Annotated in this window: 6 protein-coding genes and 1 pseudogene; all 7 read right to left on the bottom strand. The window is 71.1% G+C overall.

Going from position 1 to position 22,377, the window contains the following annotated elements; genetic code table 11:
- Positions 1-75: 75 nt before the first annotated feature.
- Positions 76-1,185: an HAD-IIIC family phosphatase gene (locus AVL59_RS10150; protein WP_067301797.1), complete on the bottom strand. Its 1,110-nt coding sequence runs from the start codon at positions 1,183-1,185 to the stop codon at positions 76-78.
- A gap of 53 nt (positions 1,186-1,238) precedes the next feature.
- Positions 1,239-2,348 (bottom strand): acyl-CoA dehydrogenase family protein, encoded by a 1,110-nt coding sequence (locus AVL59_RS10145; RefSeq protein WP_067301795.1) that lies wholly within the window; start codon positions 2,346-2,348, stop codon positions 1,239-1,241.
- Positions 2,341-2,625: an acyl carrier protein gene (locus tag AVL59_RS10140; RefSeq protein ID WP_067301793.1), complete on the bottom strand. Its 285-nt coding sequence runs from the start codon at positions 2,623-2,625 to the stop codon at positions 2,341-2,343. Before AVL59_RS10140 ends, AVL59_RS10145 begins: the two co-directional genes overlap by 8 nt.
- Positions 2,622-3,488: a 3-hydroxyacyl-CoA dehydrogenase family protein gene (locus AVL59_RS10135; protein WP_067301790.1), complete on the bottom strand. Its 867-nt coding sequence runs from the start codon at positions 3,486-3,488 to the stop codon at positions 2,622-2,624. Before AVL59_RS10135 ends, AVL59_RS10140 begins: the two co-directional genes overlap by 4 nt.
- Positions 3,489-3,517: 29 nt before the next feature.
- The gene (locus AVL59_RS10130) at positions 3,518-6,526 is read right to left on the bottom strand and encodes a condensation domain-containing protein (RefSeq protein ID WP_067301788.1); all 3,009 of its coding nucleotides are present in this window, start codon (positions 6,524-6,526) and stop codon (positions 3,518-3,520) included.
- Between the two features lie 86 nt (positions 6,527-6,612).
- The gene (locus AVL59_RS10125; protein WP_159399885.1) at positions 6,613-7,449 is read right to left on the bottom strand and encodes a hypothetical protein; all 837 of its coding nucleotides are present in this window, start codon (positions 7,447-7,449) and stop codon (positions 6,613-6,615) included.
- Between the two features lie 201 nt (positions 7,450-7,650).
- Positions 7,651-22,365, bottom strand: a pseudogene (locus AVL59_RS54035) (SDR family NAD(P)-dependent oxidoreductase); the annotation flags it as partial.
- Positions 22,366-22,377: the final 12 nt, after the last annotated feature.

The following is a 22,377-nucleotide window of genomic DNA, read 5'->3' as shown; positions in this document are numbered from 1 at the left end:
TATGGAGAGGGTACGCCAATGGACCATGTGTTCAACCGACGCAAAGGCGCTTCGGTTGAGCGGCGCCGCGTCGCCTCAACCGCGTGCCGCGCCGCCCGTGCGGCGGCTGAGGTCGGCGGCCAGTTCGGGCGCGCTGAGCTGCATCGTGGTGGGCGCGTTCTTCGGCGTCGGGGCCAGGTACAGGCGCTGGACTCCCTCGCCGGCGGGCGGGTCGAGCTCGGCCAGGCTGTCGGCCGAGTCGTTGGTGAAGCCCGCGAAGCGGTAGGCGATGTCCATCATGCGGTTGCGGTCGGTCGGCCGGAAGTCCGCGGCCAGGTCCACGCCGGCCTTGGCGGCCTGGTCGATCAGCCAGTTGAGGATGACCGCACCGGCTCCGAAGGTCACCACGCGGCACGAGGTCGCGAGCAGCTTCAGGTTCCACACGTTCTCGTGGTACCTGAGCAGGAGGACGCCCACCGCGCCGTGCGGGCCGAAGCGGTCCGTCAGGGTGACGGTGAGGACCTCGTGGTCGGGGTCGGCCAGCAGACCGCGCAGCGCCTCGTCGGAGTAGTGCACCCCGGTGGCGTTCATCTGGCTGGTCCGCAGGGTCAGTTCCTCGACCCGGGACAGGTCTTCCTCGTCGGCCCGCTTGATCGCCATGACCAGGTCGAGGGTGCGCAGGAAGTCCTCGTCGGGCCCGCTGAAGGACTCCTTCTCGGCCTCCCGGCGGAACCCTGCCTGGTACATCTCGCGGCGCCGCCGGGCGTCGACGGTGACGATCTCCGGGCTGAACTCGGGGAGTTCGGTCAGCGAGGTCGCCTGGTCGGCGGCGTAGCAGCGGACCTCGGGCGAGTGGAAGGTCACCTCGGCGCGCTCGGTGGGCAGGTCGTCGATGAAGGCGATGGTGGACTGCGCGAAGTTCAGCCGCTCGGCGATCTCCTTGACCGCGTCGGATTTGCGTCCCCAGCTGATCTGCGGGTGGACGAAGTACTCGGCGAGGCCGAGTTTCTCGAGCTGCTGCCAGGCCATGTCGTGATCGTTCTTGCTGGCGACCGAGTGCAGAATGCCCCGGGAATCCAGCTCGACGATCACTTCACGGATTCCCGGGAACAGCTTGACCTCAGAGTCTTCCAGCAGCGTGCCGTCCCAGACGGTATTGTCCAGGTCCCAGACCAGGCACTTGACTATGGTGGGCTTCTCAGCCACAGGGTCCTCCCCGGCACCACTTTTGATTAAGGGTGTTGTTTAAGGGTGTGCTGTCATCCTGAAATGGACAGGACGTGCTCTGCCAGGATCAGCTGGCAGATCTCGTTGCTGCCCTCGATGAGTTCCATGAGTTTCGCGTCCCGGTAGGCCCGGGCGACGACGTGCCCGTCCTGGGCGCCCGCCGATCCCAGCAGTTGTACGGCGGTGGCGGCGCCGCGCGCGGCATGGCCGGCGCTGACGTGCTTGGCCAGGACCGCCTGGACGGCCATGTCCGGCGAGGCGGAGTCCCAGGCCTGGCTGGCGTGCTCGCAGACCCGGGTCGAGGACTGTTCGGCGATCAGGAGTTCGGCGAGGTGCCTGCGCACGAGCTGGTGCTCGGAGAGCGGCACGCCTGCCTGCTCGCGGGTCTTGGCGTGCGCGCCCGCGGCGTTCAGGCAGGCGCGGATGATCCCGACGCAGCCCCACGCGATCGACATGCGCCCGTAGGAGAGCGCGGTGGTGAACAGCATCGGCAGGGACTGGCCGCCGCCGCCCAGGACGTTGGCCGCAGGGATGCGTACGTCGTCCATGCGGACGTTGGCGTGTCCGGCGGCCCGGCAGCCCATCGGGTCGGCCACCAGCTCGATGTCCAGGCCCGGTGTGTCCGTGGGGATGAGAGCGGCGGCGGCGCCGTCGCCGTTCAGTCCGAGGATCAGCAGGAAGTCGGCGTACCGGCTGCCGGTCAGCCACTTCTTCTCCCCGTTGACGACGAAGGTGTCGCCGTCGGGTTCGATCCGGGTCCGCATGGCCGACAGGTCGCTGCCGGCGGCCGGCTCGCTGAATCCGACCCCGGCGAGCTTCCCGTTCGTCAGTTCTCCGAGGAACTGGCGTCGTTGGGTGCGGTCGCCGAAGCGCCGGACGGTGTGGGCGACGATGCCCTGCGAGGTCATGATGGACCGCAGGGAACTGCACAGGCTGCCCACGTAGGCGGTGAACTCGCCGTTGTCCCGGCTGCTCGCGCCGAGGCCGCCGTAGGACGCCGGGACCTCCGCGCACAGCAGGCCGCGGGCGCCGAGCTTGTGCAGCAGGTCGATGGGCAGTTCGCCCGAGCGGTCCCAGGCGTCCGGACGGTTGCCGACAAGCTCGCCCACGAAGGCGTGCTCGTCGGCGAGCCGCTCAGGCATCTTCGGCCGGACCCGACGCGTCCCGCAGCCGCTGCACGAGGCTGGTCATGGACTCGACGGTGCGGAAGTTGTCGAACTTGAGGTCCGGGCCGACGATGGCGATGTCGTAGGCCTCTTCGAGGTGGACGACCAGCTGCATCGCGAACATGGAGGAGACCAGGCCGGAGCTGAAGAGGTCCTGGTCCAGCTCCACATCGGTCTTGATGCGCTCGCTGAGGAATCCGAGGAGTTCCTTCTGGATGCTCTCAGCCGTGAGGGAAGAGAGTTCGGCAGTCATGAGGCGACCTTTCCGTAGTCGTAGAACCCTCGTCCGGACTTCCGGCCGAGGTGGCCGTCCCGCACCTTCGCGAGCAGCAGGTCACAGGGGCGGCAGCTTTCGTCGCCGCGGCGCTCGTAGAGCACGTTGAGCGAGTCGACCAGGTTGTCCAGGCCGATGAGGTCGCCGGTGCGCAGCGGCCCGGTCGAGTGTCCGAGGCAGCCTTCGAGGAGGCCGTCGACGACTTCGGCGGAGGCGACGCCCTCCTGGACGAGCATGGCCGCGGTGTTGATCAGCGGGTGCAGCAGCCGGTTGATCACGAAGCCGGTCGAGTCGTTGATGACGAGCGACTCGCGGCCGAGGACGGTCAGCAGTCCGGTGACGGCTTCCACGATGCCGGCGTCGGTGCGCGGGCCGCGGATGACCTCGACCATCTTGATCAGGTAGGAGGGGTTCATGAAGTGCACGCCGACGAGTTCCTCGGGGCGTGCGACCCAGGCGGCCATCTCGTCGATCGGGATGCACGAGGTGTTGGAGATGAGGGTGGTGCCCGGGCGGACGATCGCCGAGGCCGCGGTCAGGACCTTCTCCTTGACCTCGGCGACCTCCGTGACCGCCTCGATGACGGTGGTGGCGTCCGCGATGTCGTCCAGGGACACGCTCGTGGTCAGCTCGCCCTGCGGGCGGTCCGCCGGCAGGACGCCCATGAGCTGGGCGTGGCGCAGCTTCTGCTTGATGGTGGCGCGTGCCTGCTCCAGTACGGCCTCGCTGACGTCCACCAGGACGACGGGGACCCCGTGGCCGAGGGCGAGCGTCGTGATGTTCGTACCCATCACGCCGGCCCCGACAATGGCGAGACGGTGCTCACCAAAATCAGTACTCATCATGTATTCCCTGCGGTTTCGTGGGTTGTTTACGCGCGCACCCGCGCAGCGAGAGCGGCGGGTGTCGGGTGTTCGAAGACTTCGGAGAGTTCGAGGGACACCCCGGTCAGTTCCTCGATTTTTTGCGCCAGTACCGCGGCGAGCAGTGAATGGCCGCCTGCTTCGAAGAAACTCGTCTGGGCCGTCACCTCGGTATTGAGGAGCTGCCGCCACAATTCGACGAGTTCCTGGACGAGTTTGTCGTCCGCGGCGGGGTCGTGTTCGTCGGGACCCGCTTCGAGGGATTTCGCGGCGAGGCGTGCGAGCGCGTCGAGGTCGGGCCGGCCGTCGGCGTTCCTGGGCAGCGCGGTCAGACGGACGACCTGCCGGGGGACGGCGGGTGGGGCCAGGTGTTCTCGTGCGTGCGCCCGCAGCAGTGGGCCGTCGGCCGGCTCGGCGGTGTCGGTCACCTCGGCGAAGGCGACGACGGTGCGGTCTTCGCCGGGCGAGGTCACGGCCAGGGCCACGGCCGCGCGTACGGCGGGATGGTCGAGCAGGACCGCCTCGATCCCGCTCGGGTCGACCGGGCCGTCGGCGGTGACGATCTGCCGGCTGCCGTGGCCGAGCCGTTCGATCGTTCCGTCGGGCCGGCGGCGGGCCAGTTCTCCGGTGCGGTAGTGGCGCCCGTAGCGCTCGTTGTGCGAGAACCGGGCGTCGTCGGGGCCCGCCGGTGCGAGCCCGGTTCCGGCCAGGCACAGCTCGCCGCGCAGTCCGATGGGCAGTTCCCGGCCGTCGGGGGCGGTGATGAAGGCCCGGGTGTTCGTGAGGGGGCGTCCCGAGGTCAGGTCGTCCGGGTCGTCGATCCGCGCGGACAGGGCCCAGCCGCCGGTCTCGGCGGCGCCGTGGACGCCGTACAGCCGGCATCCGGCCGTGAGGAGCCGGTCCGCGGTCGCGCGGGAGACCTCCTCGCCCCGGACGAGGACGCGCAGGCCCGGCAGCCGGTCGGCCGCGTCCTGAAGGATGCGGGCCGGGGTGCCCGCCGGGATCCGCACGATGCCGACGTCGTGACGGTCGATCAGGTCGCGCAGTGCGGGTCCGTCGCCGCGGGCCTCGTCGGGGGCGACGACGAGCCGCCCGCCCGAGGTCAGCGGCAGGAAGAGGTCGACCAGCGACTCGTACGACGTGAGGCCGGCGAGTGTCAGGGTGCCCGTGCCCGGCGTGGCGGACAGTTCGGTGGCGACGTGGGCGACCAGGTTGGCGATGCCCGCGTGGCTCAGGGTGGTGGCGACCGGTTCTCCGTCCGGCGCGGACGCGTAGAACAGGCAGGCGGGGGATCGCGGGTCGGCCGGTTCGCCGGCCGGGCCCGGCTCGGCGGATGCGGCCGGCCGGGCGGTGTCCATGGACAGGACGGGAAGGGGCTGGTCATCGGCGGATAACCGGACGCCGGTCCCGGTCAGTACCGCCTTCGCCCCGGAGTGGGTCAGCTGCCGTGCCGTCCAGGAGGCGTCGTGGCCCGCGTCGACGGGGAGGTGGACCGCGCCGGCGAGCCATATGCCGAGCGCGGCCACGGCGGCCTCGCCCGGGGACGCGGCCACCGCCACGACGTCGCCCGGGCGGACACCGGCCTCGGTTGCCAGCAGGTCCCGGATCTCGAGCGCGGCCCGGTGCGCCTGCTGGTAGGTGAGGGTGCGTTCGCCGTCGACGACGGCCGGAGCCTCGGGTGACGCCGTCGCCCACGACCGGAAGGCCGCCGGCACCGTTTCGGGTGCGGCCGGGCTCGCGGTCTCGTTGGCCCGGTCGGTGACCTCGCGGTCGAGGTCGCTCCAGCCCGCTGTCTCCCCGATCGGCCGGTCGGCGTCCTGGGCGGCCGCGATCAGCAGGGCTTCGAACCGGCGCAGCATCGCCTCGACGTCGGCGCGGGCCAGGATCTCGCGGGAGTAGCGGAACCAGACGTCGGCCTTGGACGGCGTACCGACGAGCTCCAGGTCGGACTTGCTGTAGGGGTTCTCGATCGTCAGCAGCCGGGCGGGCATTCCGTCGATCGACAGCTCGCCCGGGGAGGTGTCGGGCAGGAAGTTGAACATGTGCCTGAAGAGCGCGGTCTGCCAGGACGAGCCGAAGCCGGGGAGTTCGCCGTTCAGGTCGTCGACGGAGACGCCCGCGTGTCCCATCGCGCCGAGGAAGGCGTCCCGGGCCTTGCGGGCCAGGGCGCGGAAGCCTTCGGTGAAGTCCACGCGGATGCGCAGCGGGACGACGTTCACGTGGTAGCCGATGGCGGACGTGTTGGTCCCGCGGACGTCGACCGGTGAGCCGATGACGATGTCGGGTCCGGCACCGTGCGAGGCGAGCAGGGCGCTGTAGGCGGCCAGCAGCACGGCGGCGACGGGTGCTCTGGCCACGCGCTGCAGGTGCAGCACGGCGTGCTGTGCCTCCGGGGAGAGGGTGCGGCCCGCGTTCTCGCCCGTCATCACGGGCTGCCGGCCACGCGGCACGCCGCACCACAGGTCGAGTCCGCCCGGTGTGAGTCCGCTCAGGGTCTCGCGCCAGTAGGCGAGATCGGCCGGCTGCGGTTCGGGCCCGGTGACGAGCGGGGCCCGCGTCGCCGCCTCGGCCGGTATCGGACGGCCGGTGGCCAGCGCCTCGTAGACCGGGATGAACTCGCGCATGAACACGGCTATGGAGACCATGTCGAACGCCAGGTGGTGCACTCCCACGCACAGGACGTCACCGTCCGGGTGCGTGGCGAACCCGGCCCTGACCAGCGGCCGGCCGTCGAGCCGGAAAGGGCGGTCGACGAATGCGGTCAGCCGCTCCTGCAACGGCCCGCCGGACAGGTCGAGCGGCTCGATGTCCACCTTGAACTCACCGGCCGGAACGGTCTCCTTGACCAGGTCCGCCGTACCGTCGGCGCGGAAAACCGTCCGAAGGACCTCGTGCCGGCCGAGCATGATGGCCATGGCCGCTTTCAGCGCGTCCGGGCGCAGCCGGCCGCTCACCTGGAGAGCAAGCCCGACGTTGTTGATACCCGTGTCCGGAACGAGCTTCTCCAGCAGCCACAAGGCTTTTTCCTTGTTGGTGACCGACAGGGAAGCCGTGGCTGGTTTCAATGACCCGACGGGCGTGCCGCTTTCCGCATTCATGTCGCTCAGAATTCGCCTTCGTCAAGGAGTATCTGAACGGCGGAATCCGTGCGCATCAGGTCGGCGTGGTCGATGTCGACCGGGAACTTCCGGCCGATCACCTTGCTGGCGTTGAGGACCGTGGTGTCGCCGCGGCTCTCCATGGCGGCCCAGTCGGTCGAGGTGATCGCGGTGGAGCGCCGCCACACCGTGCTCGGGTCGACCTGTGCGGCGGCCGAGAGCCAGGTCATGTACGACTCGAAGAGCAGGACCACTTCGTCCCGGCGGGAGTCGGCGAGACCGAGCCGCTTGAAGGCGATCGTCGCCATCTCCCGGTAGAGCCCGACGATCTCGATGGCGGCGTCCACCAGGCCGCCCGCGTGGGTCTCGATGATCGCGGTGGCACTCTGCCTGGCCCGCTCGGCTTCCTCGTCGGAGAAGAGCGGGCCGGCCATGCCGATCATCTTGTGCATTTCCATGGCGAGCAGCTGGCTGTCGGTGAGCTGCGGGTCGAAGAGAATGACCTTGGGCTCGGTGCTCTGCCACCGGGTCAGCCGCTGGGCGAGCTCCGCCGCGTAGACGCTGCCGACGCAGTAGCCGAGCACGGCCACCACCTCGTACTTCTCCCACTCGCCGCCCCGGATCCAGTGCTCGGTGTAGAAGTCGCCGGAAGGACGCTCGGACAGCCGCACGGAAGGCGGTGTGGTCTGCAGGAATCCGTAGTCGGACCAGGCCGGCCCCACCTTGGCCGCGAGATCCCCGAAACCTGCCTCGCGGCGCCCGGCCGCGGGGAAATCAACGGCGAGGATAATACGGTTCGACTTGGGGGTGGATATGACGCTCCACGAGCCTTCGTTCGGCACTTGTTCATCCCATCATAGGAGTCGGACGGCCGGTTTCCCTGCGCCGGATCCTGCTTCTTACCTGAACCGCTCTTTCACGGCAGATCGCACCCCTAATAGCGCGCCAGACGCTAGCACGAGCTCAGGGGCCGGGGAACCCTAAACGGCTCCCAAGTCACCTTCCGGAAGCCCCGCTGACAGCTCGGTCAACAGGAAGTCCGCGATCGCGGCTGGCGAATAGAAATCATAGACGAAGCCCTCCGGCGGCTTCACTCCAGTGTGCTCGATTATTGCCTCCCGCAGTTGAACAGCCGACATCGACGTCATTCCCATCTCAAAGACATCGCCTTCGAGGGGAACCTGGTCGAGGGATTCGTAGCCGAGCATCGCGGCGATCTCCTCGCGGACCAGCCCGCGCAGCAGTTCCTGCCGCTCGGACGGGGACGCCTCGGCCAGTTGCCGCAGCCAGTCCAGGGCCGGCGCCGCGGAGTCCGCGTCGGCCTCGCTGTCCGGGGCGCCGTTGAGCTGGGCCTGCTCCCGCTGCCGCCACGACGACAGCGACGCCAGGATCGTGCCGAGCGGCATGTCCTCCCTGAGCGGCTCCGCGAGGCCGAGCATCCCGGCCAGCGCGGCCATGTCTCCCTGCTCCACCGCGGACCAGAACTGCCGCTCGCCCGGGGAAGACTGGCTCTCGGCGCCCGGCGCCGCCACGGTCTCGCGGACCGGCACCGACGGCCAGTACCGCTGGCGTTGGAAGGCGTAGGTGGGCAGATCCACCTTCCGCCCGCCGCCCAGCACCGCGGCCCAGTCCACCGTGGTCCCGCGGACGTGGACGGCGGCCAGGCCGGCCAGGAATCGCCGCAGGCCCGCATCCTCCCGGCGCAGTGTCCCGGTCACGGTGACGACGTCGTTCTTCAGGTCCGTCTCGCCGAGGGCCTCGGTGATCCCGGTGGTCAGCACCGGGTCGGTGCTGACCTCGATGCAGACGCCGAACCCGTCTCCGGCCAGGGCGCGCACCACGTCCCGCAACGGCGCGGCCTCCCGTGAACTCCCGCACCAGTAGGCGGCGTCCAGGTCCGCTCCGGCGACCCACGCCGCGTCCCGGGTGGAGAGCATCGGTACCTTGCCCGGTCGCGGGCGGATCGAGGCCAGCTCTTCGGGACCCGGCTGCGCACCGGCGGGCACCCGGCTGGTCAGCGCCGCCACCTTGGCCGCGTCGGCCAGTGACAGCACACCGGCCACCTGCGCGGCGGCGATCTCGCCCAGGTCGTAGCCCGTGACGGCGGCCGGGTGGACGCCCGCCGAACGCCACAGCGCGGCCAGCGACACCATCACCGCCCACAGCACCGGCCCCACGACGTCGGGGCGTTCGAAATCCCGGGCCTCCGGTCCGCTCCGCACCACCTCGGTCAGCGACCAGTCGACGAACGGGGCCAGGGCCCGTTCGCACTCGGCCATGTGCGCCGCGAACACGGGTGCCTCGTCCAGCAGTCGCGCGGCGGATCCGGCCCAGCCCGACTCGGTGCCGGGGAAGACGAACACCGCCTTCTGTTCCGCCGCCGCGGTCCCGGTCAGGACGTCCCCTGTCTCCACGCCCGCGGCGACCACGGCCAGCCCGGCGAGCAGGCCGTCGCGGTCCTCGCCCAGCACGACCGCCCGGCGGTCGAAGCCCGAACGGGTCGTGGCCAGCGACAACCCGACGTCCACCGGGTCCAGTTCGGGCCGGTCGACGAGGAACGCCCGCAGCCGTCCGGCCTGCGCCTGAAGCGCCTCCTGCGTCCGCCCCGACAGCACCCACGGCACCGCGGGCGGCGCCGGCGCCTCGGCGGGAGCCTCGGCTTCCTCGGCCTCGGGGGCCTCCTCCACGATGATGTGCGCGTTGGTGCCGCTGATCCCGAACGAGGACACACCGGCACGCCGTACCCGCCCGTTCACCGGCCAGGGCACCGCTTCGGTCAGCAGCCGCACCTCACCGGCCGACCAGTCCACGTGCGGCGAAGGCTCCTGCACATGCAGCGTCTGCGGCAGCTGCTGGTTCTGCAGCGCCAGCACCATCTTGATCACACCTGCGACACCGGCGGCGGCCTGCGTGTGCCCGATGTTGGACTTCACCGAGCCGAGCCACAACGGCCGCTCCTGCGCACGCTCCTGCCCGTAGGTGTCGATGATCGCCTGCGCCTCGATCGGGTCACCGAGCGTGGTCCCCGTACCGTGCGCCTCCACCACGTCCACTTCAGCCGCCGACAGCCGGGCGTTGGCGAGGGCGGCGCGGATCACCCGCTGCTGCGAGGGCCCGTTGGGCGCCGTCAGTCCGTTGGACGCACCGTCCTGGTTCACCGCGCTGCCGCGCAGCACCGCGAGGACCCGATGCCCGTTGCGCCGGGCATCCGACAGCCGCTCCACGACGAGCATGCCGGCGCCCTCCGCGAAGCCCGTGCCGTCCGCGTCGGACGAGAACGCCTTGCACCGCCCGTCCGGCGCCAGCCCGCGCTGCCGGGAGAACTCGATGAAGGTCCCCGGAGTGGCCATGATCGTCACACCGCCGGCCAACGCCATCGCGCATTCGCCGGAACGGATCGCCTGGCAGGCCAGGTGCAGCGCCACCAGCGCCGACGAGCAGGCCGTGTCCACCGTCATCGCCGGCCCTTCGAGACCGAACGCGTACGACACCCGGCCGGACAGGATGCTCGTCGCGATGCCCGTCATCAAGTGCCCCTCGACCTCGGCACCCTCCGCCAGCACGCCCATCTCGTATCCGGACGTGTAGCCGCCCACGAACGCGCCGGTCTGGCTGCCGCGCAGGCTGACCGGGTCGATCCCGGCCCGCTCGAAGGCCTCCCAGGACAGCTCCAGCAGCAACCGCTGCTGCGGGTCCATGGCGAGGGCCTCACGCGGACTGATCCCGAAGAACCCGGCATCGAACCCGCTGGCGTCCTTCACGAACCCGCCAGCCCGGGTGTACGAGGTTCCCGCATGCGCCGCGTCGGGGTCGTACAGGCCGGCCAGGTCCCAGCCGCGGTCCTCGGGGAACTCGGAGATCGCGTCCTGCCCGGTGGCGAGCATCTGCCACAGATCCTCCGGGCCTGCCACACCGCCGGGGAACCGGCAGCTCATCCCCACGATCGCGATCGGCTCGTCGTGGGCGGCGGCGCCGACCGGGGCCAGGGCGGCGGCGCCCGCGGCACGCTGCCCGACCAGCTTGGCCCGCAGGTGTGCCGCGAGCACCGTCGGGGTGGGGTAGTCGAACACCAGGGTCGCGGGCAGCCGCAGCCCTGTCACCGCGTTGAGCCGGTTGCGCAGCTCGACGGCGGTCAGGGAGTCGAAGCCCAGGTCGGTGAAGGCCCGGCCGGGCTCGATCGCATCGGCCGAGGCGTGACCGAGAACCGCCGCGACATGGGTGCGCACCAGATTCAGCAGCATCTGGTCACCGTCCGCGGCGGGCAGCGCGGCAAGCTGCTGCCGCAGCGAGTCCGCACCGGCGGTGCTGCCGGAGGCGGCGGTCCGCCGGGCCGGGGCACCGGCCAGCACCTGCCACAGCGGCGGGATCTCACCACTGCGCGCCGCCTGGGCCCGCAGACCCGCCAGGTCCAGGCGGGCCGGAACCAGCGTGGCCTCCTCCCGGGCCAGAGCCACGTCCAGCAGGGTCAGCCCCTCCTCCGCGCTCAGCGCGGTGATTCCGTTACGGGTCATCCGGGCCCGCTCGGCGTCGGACAGCTGCCCCGTCAACCCGCTGACCTCGGCCCACAGCCCCCAGGCCAGCGACGTTCCGGCCAGCCCGGCCGAGCGTCGTTCGGCCGCCAGCGCGTCCAGGAACGCGTTCGCCGCCACATAATTGCCCTGCCCCGGCGCACCGAACGTCGCCGCCGCCGACGAGAACAGAACGAAATGCTCCAGGTCCAAGCCCTGGGTCAACTCATGCAGATACCAAGCCGCATCCACCTTCGGCCGCATCACCGCCGCCAGACGCTCCGGGGTGAGCGCCCCGATGACACCGTCGTCGATGATCCCCGCGGCATGGAAGACCGATCCCAGCGGGCAGTCGGCCGGGATCTGACCCAGCAGCGCGGCCAGTGCGTCCCGGTCGGCCACATCACCCGCGACCACCCGAACCCACGCCCCCAGCCCGGCCAACTCGGCAGCCAAGGCCGCCACACCAGCGGCTTCCGGGCCCGAGCGGCTCACCAGCACCACACCACCGGCCCGGCCGGTCACCACCAGATGCCGGGCCACCATCCCACCCAGCGTCCCGGTCCCACCGGTCACCAGTACCGTGCGTGAAGGTGCGTCGGTGTCCGGCTCCGGTACGACCAGGTCACCCTTCGGGCGGGTCAGCCGACGCCCGTAGGCGTGGTGGTCGCGGATCGCCAACTCCGGCTCACCGCTGCCGAGCACCGTCGGCAGTACGGCCGCGTGGTCGCCGGTGACGGGCAGATCGGCCAGGAGCAGACGCCCCGGATTCTCCGACTGGGCCGACCGCAGCAGACCCCATACGGCCGCTGCCGCCAGGTCCGTCACGCCCTCACCGGCAGCCGTGGCCACCGCACCTCGGGTGACCACCACCAACTGCGCCGACTCCAGGCGCTGTTCCTCCAGCCACTCCTGCACCAGGCCCAGCATCGATCCGGCAGCCCGCTGGGCAGCCAGGGCGGCATCACCGATGTTCTCCGTGTCCGCACAGACGAGCACCACCTGCGGGGCGACCTCCCCCGCCTCGATGGCGACAGCGACCTCGGCCAGATCGGCAAAGGCCCGGACCGGCACCCCGGCCGTGTCCAGCGCGTCGGCCAGGGCGAAGTGATCGGTGCCGATCAGCGCCCACTCCCCCGCCGGGAGCGAGGCCTCGGACACCGGGACCCAATCCACACTGAACAGCGCGTCAGCCACGCCGCCATGGGTCGGCTGCAGCTGGTCTGCCGACACCGGGCGGGTGATGAGTGACTCCACCGAGACCACTGGTGCGCCGGTGGTGTCCGCCGCCGTCAGCGTCAAACTGCCCTGCGCGTCACGACGCACCCGGGCCCGCAGAACCGACGCTCCACTCGCGTGCAGTTCCACACCCGTCCACGCGAACGGCAGCCGTACCTCACCTTGCGCGGTCTCGCCGCTCTCATCGGCCGCCAGCGCGCCGGCCTGCAGCACCGCGTCCAGCAGCGCCGGGTGCAGTCCGAAGGCGCCCGCGTCCTGTGCCACGTCCTCCGGCAGTGCCACCTCGGCGAAGACGTCCTCGCCACGACGCCAGACCGCCCGCAGACCCTGGAACGCCGGGCCGTAACCGTAAGAAGCCGCGGCCAGGGCCTCGTACATGCCGCTGATGTCCACCGCGGTCGCATCCCGCGGCGGCCACACAGCGAGGTCATCGTCGGCCTGTCCGACTGTTGTGGCGGGAGCGATCAGCGCGCTGGCGTGCTGGACCCACGGCTGTTCGGTGCCGGGCTGGTCGGGACGGGAGAAGACCTCCACACCACGCCGTCCATCGGCATCAGCCGCCGCCACCACGACCTGGACCTGCACCCCGCCACCGTCGGCGGGCACCACCAACGGCGCCTGCAGCGTCAGCTCCTCCAGCAGACCGCACCCGACCTGGTCACCCGCTCGGACAACCAGTTCCACGAACCCGGTGCCCGGCAGCAGGATCACGCCGCCGACAGCGTGGTCGGCCAGCCACGGGTGCGTACGCACGGACAGCCGTCCGGTGCACACCAGCCCGGCTCCACCGGCCAGTTCAACCGCCGCACCCAGCAGCGGATGACCCACCGCACCCAGGCCAAGCGACACCGCGTCCCCGCCGGTGGCAGATACGGCCGCCTTGGGCCAGAACCGCTCGTGCTGGAAGGCGTACGTGGGCAGCTCCACCCGCTGTCCGGCAGACAGAAGCGCAGCCCAGTCGACCGGCGCACCATGCACGAACGCCTCGGCGAGCGAGGTGATCAGACGTGCCGCTCCGCCCTCGTCCCGGCGCAGCGTCCCGCACACCACCCCCGGCTGGGCGCCCGGACCTGCTTCCAGAGCGGCCTCTTCCAGCGTCTCGGTCATCGCCCCGAGCAGCACCGGGTGCGGGGAGACCTCGATGAACACCTGGTGCCCCATGCCGGCCAGGGTCCGCACGGCGCCATCGAACTGCACCGACGCCCGCAGGCTGCCGTACCAGTAGCCGGCATCCAGCTCGGTGCCGGTCAGCATCTCGCCCGTCATCGCGGAGACCATCGGCACCCGGCCCGCACGCGGAGCCACCCCGGCCAGAACCGAGAGAATCTCCTTCTCCAGCTGCTCCACCTGCGCACAGTGCGAGGCGTAGTCCACCGCGACCATCCGGGCGCGCACGCCCTCGGCCTCCAGCTCCCGCTTCAATTCTTCCAGCGCCGTCGGCTCACCGGAGACGACCACCGCGGCCGGGCCGTTGACCGCCGCCAGCGACAGACGACCGTCCCAGCGGCCGAGGCGTTCCTCGACCCGGGCGGCCGGTTCGGTCACCGACATCATGCCGCCGGCACCAGACAGCACGCGCAACGACTGCGAGCGCAGCGCGACGACCCGCGCGCCGTCCTCCAGGCTGAGCATCCCGGCCACCGTCGCCGCCGCGATCTCACCCTGCGAATGACCGGCAACCGCGTCCGGCGTCACACCGGCGGCTTCCCACACCGCAGCCAGAGAGACCATCACCGCCCACAGCGCCGGCTGCACCACATCCGCCGACTCCAGCTCCGGAGCACCGTCCGCGCCTGCAAGAACATCGGTCAGCGACCAGTCCACATACGGGGCCAGCGCCCGCTCACACTCGGCCAGACGAGCCGCGAACACCGGACTGGACTCAGCCAGTTCACGCCCCATCCCCAGCCACTGAGACCCCTGACCCGGGAAGACGAACACCACCCGGGCGCCCGGCCGCGCGACGCCGGACACGACCGACGCGGCAGGCACGCCTTCAGTCAGACTCCCCAGACCCGTCACCAGCTCATCGCGGCCGGTGCCGACCACCACGGCCCGGTGCTCGAACACCGACCGCGTCGCCGCCAACGACCACGCCACATCAGCCAGGTCCGCCTCAGGCCGGGCGGTCGCCCATTCCCGCAACCGTCCCGCCTGCCCGGTCAGCCCGTCGGCCGACCGCGCGGACACCACCCACGCACCGATCCCGTCGGTCTCGACAACCGCGGGTGCGGCCGACCGCTCACCGGCGGGTTCGTCCAGGGCCTGCGCCGCCTGGCCGTCCTCGGCCGGGGCTTCCTCGACGATGAGGTGGACGTTGGTGCCGCTGATGCCGAACGAGGACACACCGGCACGGCGCGCACGCTCCCCAGCAGGCCAGGGGACGGACTCGGTCAGCAGCCGCACCTCGCCCGCCGACCAGTCCACGTGCGGCGAGGGCTCCTGCGCATGCAGCGTCTGCGGCAGCTGCTGGTTCTGCAGCGCCAGCACCATCTTGATGACACCGGCGACACCGGCGGCGGCCTGCGTGTGACCGATGTTCGACTTCACCGACCCGAGCCACAACGGCCGCTCCTCCGACCGCTCCTGGCCATAGGTCGCGAGCAGCGCCTGCGCCTCGATCGGGTCACCCAGCGTCGTGCCCGTACCGTGCGCCTCGACGACGTCCACGTCGGCGGCCGACAGCCGGGCGTTGGCCAGGGCCGCCCGGATCACCCGCTGCTGCGACGGGCCGTTCGGCGCGGTCAGACCGTTGGACGCACCGTCCTGGTTCACCGCGGAACCGCGGACCACCGCCAGGACTCGGTGCCCGTTGCGGCGGGCGTCGGACAGCCGTTCCACGACCACGACGCCGGTGCCCTCGGCCATGCCCATGCCGTCGGCCTCGGCCGAGAACGCCTTGCAGCGTCCGTCCACTGCCAGGCCACGCTGCTGGCTGAACCCCACGAACCCATCAGGGGTGGAAATCACCGTGGCTCCGCCGGCCAGGGCCAGCGTGCACTCTCCGGCGCGGATCGCCTGGCAAGCCAGGTGCAGCGCCACCAGCGACGACGAACACGCCGTGTCCACCGTCACCGCCGGACCCTCAAGACCCAGCGCATACGACACCCGGCCCGACATCACACTCGTCGCGAAGCCGGTCGTCAGGTGCCCTTCGGAGCCCTCGCTGCCCATGGCCACGCCGAAGCCGTATCCCGAGGCGAACCCGCCGACGAACACACCGGTCGGGCTGCCGCGCAGCGATCCGGGGTCGATTCCGGCCCGCTCCAGCGCCTCCCACGACACCTCCAGCAACTGCCGCTGCTGCGGATCCATGGCGAGGGCCTCACGCGGGCTGATCCCGAAGAACCCGGCATCGAAGCCGCTGGCGTCGTGGACGAACGCGCCCGAGCGGGTGTAGATGGTTCCCGCGTGGTCGGGGTCCGGGTCGTAGAGTCCCTCCGCGTCCCAGCCACGGTCGTCCGGGAACCCGGATACGGCGTCCGTCCCGGTGGCGAGCAACTCCCAGAACTCGTCGGGGTTGTTCACCTCGCCGGGGTACCGGCAGCCCAGACCCACGATCGCGATCGGCTCGTCGACGGCCGTCGTCGCCGAGGGGACTCGTGGCACGCTGACGGCTGGTGCTTCATCGCCCATGACCCGGTCTCGTAGGTACACGGCGAGCGCGAACGGGTTGGGGTAGTCGAATACGAGCGTGGCGGGCAGGCGCAGTCCGGTGGCCGTGCTGAGCCGGTTGCGCAGCTCTACGGCTGTCAGTGAGTCGAAGCCCAGGTCGGTGAAGGCCCGGGTGGGTTCGATCGCGTCGAGCGAGGTGTGTCCGAGTACGGCGGCGACATGGGTGCGGACCAGGTCGGTCAGCATCCGGTCGCGGTCCGGGCCGGACAGGCCGGCCAGCTGCTGGTGCAGCGAGTCCGCCCCGACGGCCGTGCCGGAGGCCGCGGTCCGCCGGCCCGGACCACCGCTGACCAGAGCCCGCCACAGCGGCGGGATCTCGGTGCTACGGGCGGCCTGGGCGCGCAGCCCGGCCAGGTCGAATCGGGTCGGGACCAGCACGGCCTCGTCGCGCGCCATGGACAGGTCCAGCAGGGCCAGACCCTCGTCCGCGCTCAGCGCGCTCACTCCGCCGCGGTTGATCCGGGCCCGTTCGGCGTCCGTGAGCTGCCCGGTCAGCGCACTGACCTCGGCCCACAGGCCCCAGGCCAGCGACGTTCCGGCCAGCCCGGCCGCACGGCGCTCGGCCGCCAGCGCGTCCAGGAACGCGTTCGCCGCCACGTAGTTGCCCTGACCCGGCGCACCGATCGCCGAAGCCGCCGAGGAGAAGAGCACGAAGTGCTCCAGGTCCAGGTCCTTGGTGAGCTCGTGCAGATTCCAGGCGCCGTCGGCCTTGGGCCGCATCACCCCCGCGACCCGCTCCGGCGTCAGCGACGCGATCACGCCGTCGTCCAGTACTCCGGCGGTGTGCACGACCGTGGTCAGCGGGAGGTCTTCGGGGATCCCGGCCAGCACGGTGGCCAGCGCGTCGCGCTCGGCGGCGTCGCAGGCCACCACCTCGACCCGCGTTCCCGACGAGGCCAGCTCAGCCACCAGAGCCGCCACACCCGCAGCAGCCGGACCCGAACGACTCGTCAGCACCACAGCGTCCGCGCGGCCGGTCGCCGCCAGATGCCTGGCCACCAGCCCACCCAGCGTGCCCGTACCACCCGTCACCAACGCCGACCGACCACCCCCACCAGACACAACCACACCAGCAGGAATCGCCAGAACCAGCTTCCCCGTATGCCGGGCCTGCGACATGAACCGGAACGCCTCCCGCGCCCGCCGCACATCCCACACCCGCACCGGCAGCAACGACAACTCACCAGCCGCCATCAGCTCCACCACCCGGCCGAGCATCTCCCCCATCCGCTGCGACCCGGCCTCACCCAGATCGAACGGCCGGTACATCACACCCGGGAAGTCACCGCCCAGCACCTCCGGATCCCGCAGATCCGTACGGCCCATCTCGATGAACGCACCACCACGCGCCAACAGCCGCAGCGACGCATCAGTCAACTCCCCAGCCAGGGAGTTCAACACGATGTCCATCCCCGCCCCACCCGTGGCAGCCAGGAACTCCGCCTCGAAACCAGCGCTACGGGAAGAAGCGATGTGCGACGCGTCCAGACCCGCCTCGGCCAGCACCGGCCACTTGGCCGGACTCGCCGTCGCGAACACCTCCAGACCCAGATGCCGCGCGATCTGCACCGCGGCCATACCCACACCACCAGCACCCGCATGCACCAACAGCCGCTGCCCAGCACGCGCACCAGCCAACTCCACCAGCGCATACCACGCCGTCAGGAACGCGACCGGCACCGAGGCGGCGGCCGTGAACGACAACCCCTCGGGAATCGGGACAACCTGTTGTGCGTCGGTGACCACCATCGGACCGAACCCGCCCGAAGCGATCCCCATCACCCGGTCCCCCACCGCCAGATGGGACACTCCAGGACCTGTCTCGGTCACCACACCCGCGATCTCACTGCCCATCAGACCGCCACCGGGATACATGTTCAGCCCGATCAGCACATCCCGGAAGTTCAGCCCGGCCGCCCGCACCGCCACCCGCACCTGCCCGGCCGACAGCCGCTCCCCCACCTGCGGCACCTCAGCCAGCACCAGCCCGTCCAAGGACCCGCCCTCATCAGGCTCCAATCGCCAGGCCCCATCGGGCACGACGAGGTCACCCGACGGACGGGTCAGCCGACGCCCGTAGGCGTTCTGGCCGCGGATGACCAGTTCCGGCTCACCGTTGCCGAGCACGGTCGGCAGCACGGTCGCGTGGTCGCCGGTGACGGGCAGGTCGGCAAGGACCAGACGCCCCGGGTTCTCCGACTGCGCCGACCGCAACAGACCCCATACGGCGGCCGCCGCCAGGTCCGTCACGCCCTCACCGGGCACGGCGGACACCGCACCTCGCGTGACGACCACCAACTGCGCCGACTCCAGACGCTGTTCCTCCATCCACTCCTGCACCAGGCCCAGCATCGATCCGGCAGCCCGCCGAGCCGCCTGCGCCGCATCACCGCTGCTCTCCGTGTCCGCGCAAACGAGCACCACCTGCGGGGCGACCTCCCCCGCCTCGGTGGCGGCAGCGACCTCGGCCAGATCGGCAAAGGCCCGGACCGGCACCCCGGCCGATCCCAGCACATCCACCAACGCGAAACGGTCCGCTCCGATCAGCGCCCAGTCCCCAGCGGGGACCGCGATCTCGGCAACCGGAGCCCAGTCCACGCTGAACAGCGCGTCGGCCACGCCGGTATCGCCCGTCCGCAGCTGATCCGAGGAGACGGGACGGGTGATGAGTGACGCCACCGAGACCACCGGTGCGCCGGTGGTGTCTGCCGCCGTCAGCGTCAGACTGCCCTGCGCGTCACGACGCAGCCGAGCCCGCAGAACCGACGCTCCACTCGCGTGCAGTTCCACACCCGCCCACGCGAACGGCAGTCGCACCTCACCCTGCGCGGTCTCGCCGCTCTCACCAGCCAGCGCGCTCGCCTGCAAGACCGCGTCCAGCAAGGCCGGGTGCAGTCCGAAGGCGCCCGCGTCCTGTGCCACGTCCTCCGGCAGTGCCACCTCGGCGAAGACGTCCTCGCCACGACGCCAGACCGCCCGCAGACCCTGGAACGCCGGGCCGTAACCGTAAGAAGCCGCGGCCAGGGCCTCGTACATGCCGCTGATGTCCACCGCGGTCGCATCCCGCGGCGGCCACACCGCGAAGTCCTCTTCCACTCCCGTCACCGGCACGGCGGGAGCGATCAGCGCGCTGGCGTGCTGGACCCACGGCTGTTCGGTGCCGGGCTCGTCGGGACGGGAGAAGACCTCGACCTCGCGCCGTCCATCGGCATCAGCCGCCGCCACCACGACCTGAACCTGCACCCCGCCGCCGTCGGCGGGCACCACCAACGGCGCCTGCAGCGTCAGCTCCTCCAGCAGACCGCACCCGACCTGGTCACCCGCTCGGACAACCAGTTCCACGAACCCGGTGCCCGGCAGCAGGATCACGCCGCCGACAGCGTGATCGGCCAGCCACGGGTGCGTACGCACGGACAGCCGTCCGGTGCACACCAGCCCGGCTCCCCCGGCCAGTTCCACCGCCGCACCCAGCAGCGGATGACCCACCGCACCCAGGCCGAGCGACACCGCGTCCCCGCCGAGGACCGGTCCCACCGCCTTGGGCCAGAACCGCTCGTGCTGGAAGGCGTACGTGGGCAGCTCCACCCGCTGTCCGGCAGACAGAAGCGCAGCCCAGTCGACCGACGCACCATGCACGAACGCCTCGGCGAGCGAGGTGATCAGACGTGCCGCTCCGCCGTCGTCCCGGCGCAGCGTCCCGCACACCACACCGGCCAACGTGCCCGGGCCCGCCTCGTGCGCGACCACCTCAAGGGTGTCGGTCACCGCCCCCATCAGCACCGGGTGCGGGGAGACCTCGATGAACAGCTGGTGGCCCATATCGGCCAGGATGTGGACCGCCCGGTCGAAGTACACCGGTGCGCGCAGGCTGCCGTACCAGTAGGCGGCATCCAGCTCGGTGCCGGTCAGGGTCTCGCCCGTCATCGCCGAGACCATCGGCACCCGGCCCGCACGCGGAGCCACCCCGGCCAGAACCGACAGGATCTCCTTCTCCAGCTGCTCCACCTGCGCACAGTGCGAGGCGTAGTCCACCGCGACCATCCGGGCGCGCACGCCCTCGGCCTCCAGCTCCCGCTTCAACTCTTCCAGCGCCATCGGCTCGCCGGAGACGACCACCGCGGCCGGGCCGTTGACCGCCGCCAGCGACAGACGGCCCTCCCAGCGGCCGAGGCGTTCCTCGACCCGGGCAGCCGGCTCGGTCACCGACATCATGCCGCCGGCACCAGACAACACCCGCAACGACTGCGAGCGCAGCGCGACCACCCGCGCGCCGTCCTCCAGGCTCAGCATCCCGGCCACCGTCGCCGCCGCGATCTCACCCTGCGAATGACCGGCAACCGCGTCCGGCGTCACACCGGCGGCTTCCCACACCGCAGCCAGAGAGACCATCACCGCCCACAGCGCCGGCTGCACCACATCCGCCGACTCCAGCTCCGGAGCACCGCCCGCCCCAGCAAGAACATCGCTCAGCGACCAGTCCACATACGGGGCCAACGCCCGCTCACACTCGGCCAGACGAGCCGCGAACACCGGACTGGACTCAGCCAGTTCACGACCCATCCCCAGCCACTGAGACCCCTGACCCGGGAAGACGAACACCACCCGGGCACCCGACCGCACCACGCCCGAGACGACCGAACCCGCAGGTACTCCACCAGCCAGACTCTCCAGCCCCGCCACCAGCTCATCGCCGCCGGTGCCGACCACCACGGCCCGGTGATCGAACACCGACCTCGTCGCCGCCAGCGACCACCCCACATCGGCCGGGTCCAGTCCGGGGCGGCCGGCAACCCAGTCCCGCAGCCGCTCCGCCTGTGCGGCCAGCCCGCCCGCCGTACGGCCCGACACCACCCACGCACCGATCCCGTCGGTCTCGACAACCGCGGGTGCGGCCGACCGCTCACCGGCGGGTTCGTCCAGGGCCTCCGCCGTCTCGCCGTCCTCGGTCGGGGCTTCCTCCAGGATGAGGTGAACATTGGTGCCGCTCAGGCCGAACGAGGACACACCGGCGCGACGCGCACGCTCTCCGGAGGGCCACAGGACGGGTTCGGTCAGCAGCCGCACCTCGCCCGCCGACCAGTCCACATGGGGCGACGGCTCGTCCACGTGCAGGGTCTGCGGCAACTGCTGGTTCTGCAGCGACAGCACCATCTTGATCACACCGGCGACACCGGCCGCCTGCTGGGTGTGTCCGATGTTGGACTTCACCGAGCCGAGCCACAGCGGCCGTTCTTCCGGCCGGTCCTGGCCGTAGGTGGCGAGCAGCGCCTGGGCCTCGATGGGGTCGCCGAGGGTGGTGCCCGTGCCGTGGGCCTCGACCACGTCCACGTCTCTGGCCGACAAGCGGGCGTTGGCGAGGGCCGCGCGGATCACTCGCTGCTGCGAGGGACCGTTCGGCGCGGTGAGACCGTTGGACGCACCGTCCTGGTTCACCGCGGAGCCACGGACCACCGCCAGCACCTGGTGTCCGAGCCGCTGGGCGTCCGCCAGCCGCTCCACCACCACCATGCCCACGCCCTCGGACATGCCCATGCCGTCAGCAGCGGCCGAGAACGCCTTGCACCGGCCGTCCTCCGCCAGGCCGCGCTGTCGGGAGAATCCGACGAAGCCGGCCGGGGAGGACATGACCGTGACCCCGCCCGCCACCGCGAGCGAGCACTCTCCCGACCGCACCGCCTGACAGGCCAGGTGCAGCGCGACCAACGACGACGAACACGCCGTGTCGATCGACACCGCGGGCCCCTGCAGCCCCAACAGGTAGGAAATACGGCCCGACATCACGCTGCCCGTGGCACCGGTCATGAGATGCCATTCGAGGCCTTCCATGTTCTGCAGATACGGGTGCGCGATGTAGTCGGAGGGAGCGACACCGACGAACACACCGGTCTGCGAACCCCGCAGCGATGCCGGGTCGATTCCGGCCCGCTCCAGCGCCTCCCACGACACCTCCAGCAGCAGCCGCTGCTGCGGATCCATGGCGAGGGCCTCACGCGGGCTGATCCCGAAGAAGTCGGCGTCGAAGTCCGGCGCGCCCTGCAGGAATCCGCCGTCGAGCACATACGACGTGCCCTGGTGGTCCGGGTCCGGGTCATAGAGGTCCTCGGCGTCCCAGCCGCGGTCGGCCGGGAATCCCGAGATCGCGTCCCCGCCCGTGGCCAGCAGTTCCCACAGTTCCTCCGGGCTCGACACTCCGCCCGGGTACCGGCAGCTCATTCCGACGATCGCCAACGGTGCCGATGATGCCGATGCGAGCTGCCGGTTCCGCTGCCGTAGCCGCTCGGTTTCCTTCAGGGAGGCGCGCAGCGCTTCGAGAAGCTTGTCAGCCGGTTGAGTCATCGCTGCCTCCAC

Source organism: Streptomyces griseochromogenes, from assembly GCF_001542625.1.
Classification (GTDB): domain Bacteria; phylum Actinomycetota; class Actinomycetes; order Streptomycetales; family Streptomycetaceae; genus Streptomyces; species Streptomyces griseochromogenes.
Note: the sequence above shows the minus strand (reverse complement) of the source record. Positions and strands in the feature narration are given on the sequence as shown.